This is a genomic window from Bacteroides sp. f07, from assembly GCF_042854785.1.
GTDB lineage: Bacteria > Bacteroidota > Bacteroidia > Bacteroidales > Bacteroidaceae > Bacteroides.
The window spans coordinates 647,425-659,336 of sequence record NZ_BAABXI010000002.1; the positions used below are offsets into that span (position 1 = coordinate 647,425).

General features: G+C 45.3%; 10 protein-coding genes and 1 tRNA gene. 9 read left to right on the forward strand and 2 right to left on the reverse strand.

The features are described from left to right. The first annotated feature begins 4 nt into the window (after window positions 1-4). The 5 genes from ACGHVY_RS17545 to ACGHVY_RS17565 all read left to right on the forward strand — a co-directional run bounded on the left by ACGHVY_RS17545 (window position 5) and on the right by ACGHVY_RS17565 (window position 5,401). A complete protein-coding gene (locus tag ACGHVY_RS17545) occupies window positions 5-1,261 on the forward strand; it encodes an L-rhamnose isomerase (protein WP_308746531.1) in 1,257 nt (418 codons plus the stop codon). Window positions 1,262-1,264: 3 nt separating this feature from the next. Further along, on the forward strand, window positions 1,265-2,284 hold the full coding sequence (gene rhaT / locus ACGHVY_RS17550; protein ID WP_308746532.1) for an L-rhamnose/proton symporter RhaT: 1,020 nt from the start codon (window positions 1,265-1,267) through the stop codon (window positions 2,282-2,284). A 14-nt stretch (window positions 2,285-2,298) separates the two neighbouring features. After that, entirely contained in the window at window positions 2,299-3,108 is an 810-nt protein-coding gene (rhaD, locus tag ACGHVY_RS17555; protein ID WP_308746533.1) for a rhamnulose-1-phosphate aldolase, read from the forward strand. 97 nt (window positions 3,109-3,205) lie between these two features. Beyond that, window positions 3,206-4,360 carry a lactaldehyde reductase gene (fucO, locus tag ACGHVY_RS17560; protein WP_390600282.1) on the forward strand — a complete coding sequence of 385 codons (1,155 nt, stop codon included), beginning with the start codon at window positions 3,206-3,208 and terminating at the stop codon, window positions 4,358-4,360. Between the two features lie 141 nt (window positions 4,361-4,501). Next, window positions 4,502-5,401, forward strand: a complete 900-nt coding sequence (locus tag ACGHVY_RS17565; protein WP_390600284.1) for an AraC family transcriptional regulator — start codon at window positions 4,502-4,504, stop codon at window positions 5,399-5,401. Window positions 5,402-5,645: 244 nt separating this feature from the next. Here ACGHVY_RS17565 and ACGHVY_RS17570 read toward each other — a convergent pair. Next, window positions 5,646-5,718 (reverse strand) — tRNA-Met (locus ACGHVY_RS17570). A 236-nt stretch (window positions 5,719-5,954) separates the two neighbouring features. Here ACGHVY_RS17570 and ACGHVY_RS17575 point away from each other — a divergent pair. The 4 genes from ACGHVY_RS17575 to ACGHVY_RS17590 all read left to right on the forward strand — a co-directional run bounded on the left by ACGHVY_RS17575 (window position 5,955) and on the right by ACGHVY_RS17590 (window position 10,412). Continuing rightward, a complete protein-coding gene (locus ACGHVY_RS17575; RefSeq protein ID WP_390600286.1) occupies window positions 5,955-6,545 on the forward strand; it encodes a TetR/AcrR family transcriptional regulator in 591 nt (196 codons plus the stop codon). A 16-nt stretch (window positions 6,546-6,561) separates the two neighbouring features. After that, window positions 6,562-7,308 carry a 3-oxoacyl-[acyl-carrier-protein] reductase gene (fabG, locus tag ACGHVY_RS17580; RefSeq protein WP_390600287.1) on the forward strand — a complete coding sequence of 249 codons (747 nt, stop codon included), beginning with the start codon at window positions 6,562-6,564 and terminating at the stop codon, window positions 7,306-7,308. Window positions 7,309-7,317: 9 nt separating this feature from the next. Further along, window positions 7,318-7,989 (forward strand): RluA family pseudouridine synthase, encoded by a 672-nt coding sequence (locus ACGHVY_RS17585; RefSeq protein WP_390600289.1) that lies wholly within the window; start codon window positions 7,318-7,320, stop codon window positions 7,987-7,989. A 152-nt stretch (window positions 7,990-8,141) separates the two neighbouring features. After that, on the forward strand, window positions 8,142-10,412 hold the full coding sequence (locus ACGHVY_RS17590; protein WP_390600290.1) for a GH92 family glycosyl hydrolase: 2,271 nt from the start codon (window positions 8,142-8,144) through the stop codon (window positions 10,410-10,412). 304 nt (window positions 10,413-10,716) lie between these two features. On the opposite strand, the gene ACGHVY_RS17595 is transcribed toward ACGHVY_RS17590, so the two are convergent. After that, the gene (locus ACGHVY_RS17595) at window positions 10,717-11,868 is read right to left on the reverse strand and encodes a glycoside hydrolase family 130 protein (protein WP_308747386.1); all 1,152 of its coding nucleotides are present in this window, start codon (window positions 11,866-11,868) and stop codon (window positions 10,717-10,719) included. Between the last annotated feature and the right edge of the window lie 44 nt (window positions 11,869-11,912).

Genomic DNA, 11,912 nt, shown 5'->3' on the forward strand with positions numbered 1-11,912 from the left:
TATCATGAAAAAAGAAGAACTGATTCAGAAAGCGTATGAGATTGCTGTGGAACGTTATGCAGCAGTAGGTGTGGACACCGAACAAGTATTGAAAACTATGCAGGATTTTCATCTGTCGCTTCATTGCTGGCAGGCCGACGACGTTACAGGATTTGAAGTACAGGCCGGCTCATTGACAGGCGGTATCCAGGCTACCGGTAACTATCCGGGTAAAGCCCGCAACATTGACGAACTGCGTGCCGATATCTTGAAAGCCGCTTCTTATATTCCGGGTACTCACCGTCTGAACCTGCACGAGATTTACGGAGACTTCCAGGGCAAGGTGGTAGACCGTGACCAGGTGGAACCCGAACATTTCAAGAGCTGGATAGAATGGGGTAAGGAACATAACATGAAACTTGACTTCAACTCTACTTCTTTCTCACATCCGAAATCAGGTGACTTGTCTCTTTCTAATCCCGATGAAGGAATCCGTCAGTTCTGGATTGAACATACCAAACGCTGCCGTGCAGTGGCCGAAGAAATGGGTAAGGCGCAGGGAGACCCGTGTATCATGAATCTTTGGGTGCATGACGGAAGCAAGGATATCACAGTAAACCGCATGAAATATCGTGCATTGCTGAAAGACTCCTTAGACCAGATTTTCGCTACCGAATATAAGAATATGAAAGACTGCATCGAATCTAAAGTATTCGGTATCGGTCTGGAAAGCTATACGGTAGGGTCTAATGACTTCTATATCGGTTATGGCGCTTCACGTAACAAGATGATTACGCTGGATACCGGTCACTTCCACCCGACAGAAAGTGTGGCTGACAAAGTGTCCTCACTGTTGCTTTATGTTCCTGAACTGATGTTGCACGTAAGCCGCCCGGTTCGTTGGGATTCCGACCACGTTACTATCATGGACGACCCGACTATGGAGCTGTTCAGCGAAATCGTTCGTTGCGGTGCATTAGACCGCGTACATTATGGGCTTGACTATTTCGATGCATCTATCAACCGTATCGGTGCTTATGTAATCGGTAGCCGTGCCGCACAGAAATGTATGACTCGCGCCCTGCTCGAACCGATTGCCAAGTTGCGTGAATACGAAGCCAACGGACAAGGATTCCAACGTCTGGCGCTGCTCGAAGAAGAGAAAGCGCTTCCCTGGAATGCTGTATGGGATATGTTCTGCTTGAGGAACAATGTTCCGGTAGGCGAAGATTTCATTGCAGAAATCGAGAAGTACGAAGCCGAAGTAACTTCTAAACGATAAGTTATGGAGATTTTAATCGGCTTGTTGATTATAGCTATCGGTAGCTTTTGCCAGTCCAGTTCCTATGTACCTATTAAAAAGGTGAAGGAATGGAGCTGGGAAAGCTTCTGGTTGATACAAGGTGTATTTGCCTGGCTGGTGTTCCCGTTTCTGGGTTCACTGCTGGGCGTACCCCAAGGGAGCAGTCTGCTCGACTTGTGGGGAGCGGGAGGTGCTGGAATGAGCATCTTTTATGGTATATTGTGGGGAGTAGGCGGATTGACGTTCGGACTTTCCATGCGTTATCTAGGTGTTGCGTTGGGACAAAGTATCTCATTGGGGACTTGTGCTGGTTTCGGAACTCTTCTTCCGGCTCTTTTTGCGGGGACGAATTTGTTTGCAGGTAACGGACTGATTCTTTTGCTGGGTGTTTGCATTACGCTGGCGGGTATTGCCATCATCGGCTATGCCGGCAGCCTGCGTGCGCAAAACATGAGTGAAGAGGAAAAACGTGCTGCCGTGAAAGATTTTGCTTTGACAAAAGGTTTGCTGGTGGCATTGTTGGCAGGTGTGATGAGTGCCTGCTTCGCTTTGGGGCTGGATGCCGGAACGCCTATCAAGGAAGCGGCTTTGGCAGGTGGCGTTGAAGGGCTTTATGCTGGCCTTCCTGTAATCTTCCTGGTTACGCTCGGTGGATTCTTGACGAATGCAGCATACTGTCTGCAGCAGAATGTGGCTAATAAGACAATGGGGGACTATGCCAAAGGAAAAGTATGGGGCAATAATCTGGTATTCTGCGCATTGGCCGGCGTACTGTGGTATATGCAGTTCTTCGGACTGGAAATGGGCAAGAGCTTCCTTACCGAAAGTCCCGTATTGCTGGCTTTCTCCTGGTGTATCCTGATGGCGTTGAATGTGACCTTCAGTAATGTTTGGGGAATTATCCTGAAAGAATGGAAGGGAGTATCTACCAAGACTATCACTGTACTAATTTGTGGATTGGTAGTGTTGATTTTCTCATTGGTGTTCCCGAATTTGTTTTAAATACATATATAATAATGAAATCAATTTTAGAAAACCGTCCGGCGCTTGCCAAGGAGGTAAACAAGGTGGCGGAAGTTGCCGGTTACTTGTGGCAGAAAGGATGGGCTGAACGTAACGGTGGTAATATCACTGTTAATATAACAGAGTTTGTAGACGATGAAATCCGTCAGATGAAACCGATTAGTGAAGTGAAACCGATCGGTGTTACATTACCTTATCTGAAAGGATGCTACTTTTACTGTAAGGGAACCAATAAACGTATGCGTGATTTGGCTCGCTGGCCGATGGAGAATGGTTCGGTAATCCGTATTCTGGATGACTGTGCCAGTTATGTAATCATTGCTGATGAAGCAGTGGCTCCGACATCGGAATTGCCGTCTCACTTGAGCGTACATAATGATCTGTTGAGCAAGAACTCTCCTTATAAAGCATCTGTGCATACTCACCCGATTGAGTTGATTGCGATGACGCATTGCCCGAAATTCCTGGAAAAAGATGTGGCTACCAATCTGTTGTGGAGTATGATTCCGGAGACAAAGGCGTTTTGCCCGCGTGGTCTGGGCATCATCCCTTATAAGTTGCCTAGTTCGGTAGAACTGGCGGAAGCTACTATCAAGGAATTGCAGGACTACGATGTCGTGATGTGGGAGAAACATGGTGTATTCGCGGTAGACTGTGATGCCATGCAGGCATTCGATCAGATTGATGTACTGAACAAATCCGCTTTAATCTATATCGCAGCCAAGAATATGGGTTTCGAGCCGGATGGTATGAGTCAGGAACAGATGAAAGAAATGTCAGTTGCTTTCAATCTTCCTAAATAAAATTTGTACTAGTCGTTGAATTTATCTACTTTAGCAACCGCAATGTTTTCCATAGGGGGAGATGTTGCGGTTAACTTTTTAAACAAATAGCACAACCATGAATCGCATTATCTTAAATGAAACTTCTTATTTCGGTGCCGGATGCCGGAGTGTAATTGCTGTGGAAGCAGCTAGACGTGGCTTCAAGAAAGCCTTTTTTGTAACGGACAAAGACCTTATCAAATTTGGTGTGGCCGCTGAAATCATTAAAGTATTTGATGAAAATAAGATTCCTTACGAACTTTACAGTGATGTAAAGGCTAATCCCACTATTGCTAATGTACAAAACGGTGTGGCTGCCTACAAGGCTTCCGGCGCTGACTTTATCGTTGCTTTGGGTGGCGGTTCTTCCATTGATACAGCCAAAGGCATCGGTATCGTTGTGAATAATCCTGATTTTGCCGACGTAAAATCTTTGGAAGGGGTAGCGGATACTAAGCACAAAGCCGTACCTACTTTCGCATTGCCTACTACTGCCGGAACGGCTGCCGAGGTGACTATCAATTACGTGATTATCGACGAGGACGCACGTAAAAAGATGGTTTGCGTAGACCCGAACGATATTCCTGCCGTGGCTATCGTAGACCCCGAACTGATGTATTCTATGCCGAAAGGGCTGACTGCCGCTACGGGTATGGACGCTTTGACGCATGCTATCGAAAGTTATATTACTCCGGGTGCTTGGGCTATGAGCGATATGTTCGAGCTGAAAGCTATCGAAATGATTGCGCAGAACCTGAAGGCGGCTGTGGATAACGGCAAGGATGTAGTTGCCCGCGAAGCAATGTCTCAGGCACAATATATCGCCGGAATGGGATTCTCTAACGTTGGTTTGGGAATTGTCCACTCGATGGCTCACCCGCTGGGTGCTTTCTATGATACTCCTCACGGTGTGGCAAATGCTTTGCTGTTGCCTTACGTGATGGAATATAACGCTGAATCTCCGGCTGCTCCGAAATATATCAATATTGCGAAAGCGATGGGGGTAGACACTGCCGGAATGAGTGAAGCGGAAGGTGTGAAAGCAGCTATTGAGGCTGTAAAAGCTCTTTCTCTCAGCATCGGCATTCCTCAGAAACTGCATGAAATCAATGTGAAGGAAGAGGATATTCCCGCATTGGCAGTGGCAGCTTTCAATGATGTTTGTACGGGTGGCAATCCTCGTCCTACTTCGGTAGAAGACATCGAAGCTCTGTATCATAAAGCTTTCTAAATCTGATTCTATCGGATTTATTTTAAATAGACATCCGGGGCTGCCTGAAGGTATGCTCCGGATGTTTTTTGTTTCTTAGCGTGGGTTTTCTGAAAATAATTCCTATTTTTGTCCAATCCAATTGTATGAAAACACGCTGATATGACTGAGGACAATAGTTTAGGACTGGAATTTAAGTATCTGATTGTAAATGATATGGACCGTAAATTTGGTTTATGGGTTAATACTGTCGGCTATCAGTCTATCCCGCCCGATTCCCCTTACCCGTTGAAAGAGCATCCTTCCGGTTACTTCTTTAATGCGGAAAAAGGACGGGTACTTCGTGAATACCAGTTGGTCTATATAACCAAGGGGCGTGGTTTGTTTTCATCCGATTCAACTTCCGAAAAGCAGGTTTGTAAAGGTCGGCTGATGGTACTGTTTCCTGGTCAGTGGCATACATATCGTCCGTTGCGGCAGACGGGCTGGACGGAATATTATATCGGATTTGAAGGTCCGGCAATAGATGCTATCGTGGATAATTCTTTTTTATCGTCCGAACAGCAGATATTAGAGGTGGGTATCAATGAAGAACTGGTTTCATTGTTCTCCCGTGCTCTTGCAGTGGCCGAGGCGGATAAGATTTCGGCACAGCAATATCTTTCCGGTATTGTGCTCCACATGATTGGCATGATTCTCTCCGTTTCTAAAAACAAGATTTTTGAGATGAGTGACGTAGACCAGAAGATAGAGCAGGCAAAGATTATAATGAACGAGAATGTATCCGGCAATGTAGACCCGGAAGAACTGGCGATGCGGCTGAATATCAGTTATTCGTGGTTCCGCCGTGTCTTTAAGGAATACACGGGTTATGCTCCCGCCAAATATTTCCAGGAATTGAAACTTCGTAAAGCCAAACAACTGTTAGTTGGTACTTCCCAGTCTGTGAAAGAGATTTCTTTCTTTCTTGGTTTTCAATCTACCGAGTATTTCTTTTCTTTCTTCAAGAAGCGTACAGGGCTTACTCCGCTGGAGTATCGGTCGTTCGGACGGGAAGAATAAGTTTTGTTCTGAGATGGCTTGTTTGCCGTTTTATCATAAGGAAATGAACTGTGAATAACTAAAATCTGTCTTGTTTATAAAATAGGGTGGGTTGTAGTTAATATGTTTATTACTAATAAATTAACCTGTTAATAACTTTGTTGATATCCTTGTTGATAATTGAAACAGGATTGTGAATAACACTAATAAAGAAGAGCTGCCATAAAAAAGAAGAACCGCATTTCTGCGATTCTTCTTATCTTAGTTGCGGAGATCCGACTCGAACGAATGACCTTTGGGTTATGAGCCCAACGAGCTACCAACTGCTCCACTCCGCGATGTTTAACGGGTGCAAAGGTACGGCTTTATTTGGAATACACAAACTATTTGCGGAATATTTTTATAATAAATTCTCGGTTTTTTCTTATGTTGCTGAAAATGAGCTGAGTAATGTTAGAACTTTTTTTAGTACCTATTAATACACAAATGTTAATATTCTCTCTATTTTCTTGTATGGTCTAAAGAAAAGCGTTACTTTTGCTCAAAATATTCAGCAATGTGCAATTTGTAACCTATGACCGTATCCAAGACAAAAGCCAAATTAGTAGATGTTGCCCGTCAGCTTTTTGCAAAGATGGGAGTAGAGAACACGACTATGAACGATATCGCTCTTGCTTCTAAAAAGGGTAGACGAACACTATATACCTATTTTAAAAGTAAGGATGAAATCTATCTGGCTGTTGTAGAATCGGAACTGGATATCCTGTCGGATATGATGAAACGGGTGTCGGAAAAGAACATTTCTCCGGATGAAAAGCTGTTGGAGTTGATATATACCCGGCTGGATGCGGTAAAAGAAGTCGTTTACCGGAACGGGACGTTGCGTGCCAACTTCTTCCGTGACATATGGCGGGTGGAGAAAGTGCGTAAGAAATTCGACGCAAAGGAAATACAACTCTTTAAGGCGGTTCTTCTGGAAGGACAGGCAAAAGGAGTTTTCCATATTGACGATGTAGAGATGACTGCCGATTTGATACATTATTGCGTGAAGGGAATTGAAGTTCCTTATATACGTGGTCATATAGGAGCGCACCTGGATGAAGATACGAGAAACAGATATGTGACCAACATTGTGTTTGGCGCACTGCATAGAACAGAAATTTAATTAAATAACTTTTAGTATGGGATTATTAGACGGAAAAACAGCCATTGTAACCGGTGCCGCCCGCGGTATTGGTAAGGCTATCGCTCTGAAGTTTGCCGCCGAAGGCGCAAACATCGCATTTACTGACCTTGTCATTGACGAAAATGCAGAAAATACAGCTAAAGAACTCGAAGCAATGGGCGTGAAAGCCAAAGGTTACGCTTCCAATGCAGCCAACTTTGAAGATACAGCAAAAGTCGTAGAAGAAATCCATAAGGACTTCGGACGCATTGATATCCTGGTAAACAATGCCGGTATCACTCGTGACGGTTTGATGATGCGTATGAGCGAACAGCAGTGGGATATGGTAATCAACGTGAACTTGAAGTCTGCATTCAACTTCATCCACGCTTGTACCCCCATCATGATGCGTCAGAAAGCAGGTAGCATTATCAACATGGCATCTGTCGTAGGTGTTCACGGTAATGCAGGACAGGCTAACTACGCAGCTTCCAAAGCCGGTATGATTGCATTGGCGAAGTCTATCGCTCAGGAACTCGGTTCTCGCGGCATCCGTGCCAATGCTATCGCTCCGGGATTCATCCTGACAGACATGACTGCCGCTCTCTCGGAAGAAGTAAGAGCCGAATGGGCAAAGAAAATTCCTTTGCGTCGTGGTGGTACTCCTGAAGATGTGGCAAACATCGCTACCTTCCTGGCTTCCGATATGTCTTCTTACGTATCAGGACAGGTGATTCAGGTAGATGGTGGTATGAATATGTAATCGAACAGAATGACTGTTGTATACGAAGACAACCATATCATTGTAGTCAACAAGACCGCTTCCGAGATTGTCCAGGCAGACAAGACGGGTGATACGCCGCTTTCGGAGACTGTGAAACAGTACTTGAAGGAGAAATATCAGAAACCCGGCAATGTTTTCCTCGGTGTGACACACCGGCTGGATCGCCCCGTAAGCGGTCTTGTCATATTTGCCAAAACGAGCAAGGCACTTACGCGTCTCAATGAGATGTTCCGCACCAGTGAGGTGAAGAAGACCTACTGGGCAGTGGTGAAGAACGCTCCCGGAGAACCGGAAGGCGAACTGGTACATTTCCTTGTACGCAATGAGAAGCAGAACAAGAGTTATGCGTACGATAAAGAAGTGCCGAATAGCAAGAAGGCGATTTTGGACTACCGCCTAATCGGCCGTTCGGAGAATTATTATTTGCTCGAAGTTGATTTGAAAACCGGGCGCCATCATCAGATTCGTTGCCAGTTGGCAAAGATGGGATGTCCCATCAAGGGAGACTTGAAATACGGCTCTCCTCGTTCCAATCCCGATGGCAGCATTTGCCTGCATGCCCGGAGGGTACGGTTCGTACACCCCGTCTCGAAAGAGTTGATAGCGCTTGAAGCTCCTCTCCCCGATGGAAACCTATGGAAAGGATTTGAACTGTTCTAAGCAGTACAAATCCTTCTTCTTTTTGCCAAAAGAGTAAACTTGCCTGCCATTCTTCCGGTTAATTCTAGCGACAGCCGGTAAATTCCCCGATACATATTATATTTGCATCATTCGCTAATTACTATATTCAGTTATACTAAAGAAAAATACGAATGAAGGCATTTAAACTACTCGCACTTACTTCCTGCTTTTTACTTGCGACAGGAAGCGGAGTTGCACAACGGGACTATTCAAAAAGTGAAGGACTGCTTCAGTATGTCGACCCTTATATCGGCTCCGGTTATCACGGGCATGTATTTGTAGGAACGAGCGTTCCTTACGGCATGGTGCAGCTCGGCCCTAGCAATATCCATAAAGGATGGGACTGGTGCTCCGGCTATCATTATTCCGACAGCATCCTGATAGGTTTCTCGCATACTCATCTGAGCGGTACGGGATGTACCGACTTAGGTGATATTCTCATTATGCCGTTGAATGAAATCCGTACTCCTAGAGGAAATCAGGATGATATACGTGACGGCTACGCTTCCCGCTATTCGCACGATAATGAGATAGCCCGTCCCGAATATTACTCCTTACTTCTCGATCGCTATAATATCAGAGCGGAACTGGCGGCAACAGACCGGGTAGGCTTCCATCGTTATACATACCCCGAAGGCAAGCCTGCTTCTATATTGATTGACTTGCGCGAAGGGAACGGCTCGAACGCCTATGATAGCTATATCCGTAAAATAGACGACTATACAGTAGAAGGCTATCGCTACGTAAGGGGTTGGAGCCCTTCCCGGAAAGTCTATTTTGTGCTGAAGAGCGACAAGAAGATAGAGCTGTTTACAGCCTACGATGATAATACGCCGAAACCCTGGGACCAACTGAAAGTAGCATCCGTAAAAAGCGTCCTCACCTTCGGCAATGTAAAAGAAGTAAAGATAAAGGTTGCTATTTCTTCCGTTAGCTGTGCCAATGCAGCAATGAACCTGCAAGAAGAACTTTCTCACTGGGACTTTGACAAAACAGTAAAGATGAGTGCCGGACGATGGAATAAAGAACTTGCAAGAATGACAGTAGAGACGGATGATGAGGCTTCCAAACGTACTTTTTATACCGCGCATTATCATACCATGATTGCTCCTACGCTTTATTGTGACGTGAATGGAGAATATAGAGGGATGAATGATATGATTTACACTGACCCGAAGAAGGTCAACTATACCACCCTTTCTTTATGGGATACCTACCGGGCCCTGCATCCTCTGATGACTATCATCCAGCCTGAAATGGTAGACAACGTGGTCAACTCCATGCTTTCCATCTACCGCCAGCAGGACAAGCTTCCTATCTGGCCTTTGATGAGCGGTGAAACTAATCAAATGCCGGGTTATAGCTCCGTCCCTGTCATTGCCGATGCTTACCTGAAAGGATTTACCGGATTCGATGCGGAAGAAGCATTGCAGGCAATGAAAGCGACTGCTACTTATGAGAAACAAAAAGGAGTCCCTTATGTGATAGAGAAAGGATATATCCCTGCCGATAAAATCCATGAAGCTACCTCGATAGCCATGGAATATGCAGTAGATGACTGGGGAATTGCCGCCATGGCACGTAAAATGGGAAAGACCGGAGATGCGGCAACTTACGCGAAACGTGCACATTACTATAAAAACTACTTTGACTCTTCCATCCGCTTCATCCGTCCGAAGTTGGAAGACGGTTCTTGGCGTACTCCTTATGACCCGGCACGTTCCATCCATACCGTCGGAGATTTTTGCGAAGGTAACGGCTGGCAATATACATTTTTCGCTCCGCAAGACCCGTATGGACTAATCGAGCTGTTCGGCGGTGATAAACCGTTTGTTGCAAAACTTGATGACTTTTTCACCAACAATGACAGCATGGGCGAAGGCGCATCCAGTGATATTACCGGACTTATCGGGCAATACGCACATGGAAATGAACCGAGCCATCACGTCGCCTACCTGTATGCATATGCCGGCGAGCAATGGAAAACAGCGGAGAAAGTCCGTTTCATCATGGATGAATTCTATACAGACCGACCGGACGGTATCATCGGCAATGAAGACTGCGGTCAGATGTCCGCCTGGTATCTTCTTTCATCCATGGGGCTTTATCAAGTGAATCCGTCGGACGGTGTATTTGTTTTCGGCAGCCCGTGTTTTAAGAAAGTCGAAATGAAGGTACGTGGTGGCAAGACATTTACAGTTGAAGCTCCCAACAATAACAAAGAGAATATTTATATCCAGAAAGTTTATTTGAACGATAAGCCTTATAATAAGAGCTATATCACATACGATGATATTATCAACGGCAGCACTTTGAAGTTTGTAATGGGAAAGAAACCGAATAAGAATTTCGGCAAGGCTCCGGCAAACAGACCGGTTGTTTTGAATAAGATAAATGAATAAGAAGAACATAGTTTTCAATAGGTAATAGGATTCAGATAGTTGTTTGAACGTAGTTTTCAGCCCTCTTCCATAAGACTAACAGGTTTTATAGAAGAGGGCTGAATGTTATTAATGGAAACAATGGAATAGCGAATAGCGTTAAATATGTGCAAAGAGTTTGTACATAACTTGCTTGAATGTGATTGGCTGATTTCTCTTTGAGAATCCAAAAATAAATCCTGCTTTCAAACTCTATTCTTTTCAGTGAATAGGGATGAGAGCAGGATTTGTGTTTTCTATAACTGGCTGTTTGTTATTTCATTGCTTATGGCAGCTGGTCAGCCTTGGCGGGGCGTTTCGGGTCATAAACGGCTACGCCTACCTTGGAGTCTGCACAGCCATAATACAAATACCATTTGTTCTTGAAGTAAACCATTCCTTCGATAAAAACGGTGCCGTCTACGTATTGGCCGCTTTTCTCAAAGCTGTCCATCGGACGGAAGAACGGTTCGTCAAGACGGGTGATGAAGCGGGTCGGTTCGTTGGCATCGAAAAGAGCTTGTCCGGCAGCATAGACGTTGGCGGTGTAGCGTTTGTCTCCTCTTCCCGCATGGTTCTTTCCGTTGTAGAGAAGGACGATGCCTTTCGGGGTGTAGATAGCCGGAGGTCCACATTCGGTAAGATGGCTGTCGAAATATCCGTCGCGGGGAGAGAATAGTTTCTTTAGGGAGCCGTCTATGTTGACAACAGGCGTCCAGTTGATTAAATCATCGGAAGTGGCGGCAAATACATGTTCTTCGCCCCAGTACATAAAGTATTGCCCGTTGATTTTCTTGATAAGCTGTTTTCCTTTTACTACTTCCGTCAGGATAGAGCCGGATTTGCATCCCAGGTTAAAGAATTTCCCGTTGTATGCTTTGGCAAAGGCAGGGCCGTGCTTTGTCCAGTCTTTCAGATTGCGGGAAGTGGCTACTGCCAGGCGGGGCACATGGCGGTTCCATTGCGTGTACATCATTACATAAAGTCCGTCTTCTGTCACGGCAACTCGCGGGTCTTCACAGCCACCCGGCCATTCCAGTTCTTTTTGCGAATCATTGTCCGGATAGAACACCGGCGACTTTTCCCGTTTGAAACGCGTGCCATCGGTAGAAGTGGCATAGCCGAGACGGGAAGTGCGGTGACCGATGCCGACACCGGACTTATCTTCTGCACGATACAATACGACAATCTCCCCATTGTAGAGTGTGGCTGCCGGATTGAAGGTGTCATTCGATTCCCAGGCAATGGAATCTTTTGCCAACGGGCAATAAAACTTAGTGTTTTCTATGGGAGATATTACAGGATTGACGTTCTTCGGACGTTCGAAACCGCCGAAAGCCCAATCGGGCAATTTGTTCTCTTTGTTATTGGCAGACTGTCCGTAGGCGGTACAGGTCATCATCGTTGTAGCAAGTAGAAATAAAAAAGTTGATTTCATAATCTATTAATTGGTTTATGAGGACAATTACTCCTCTACATATA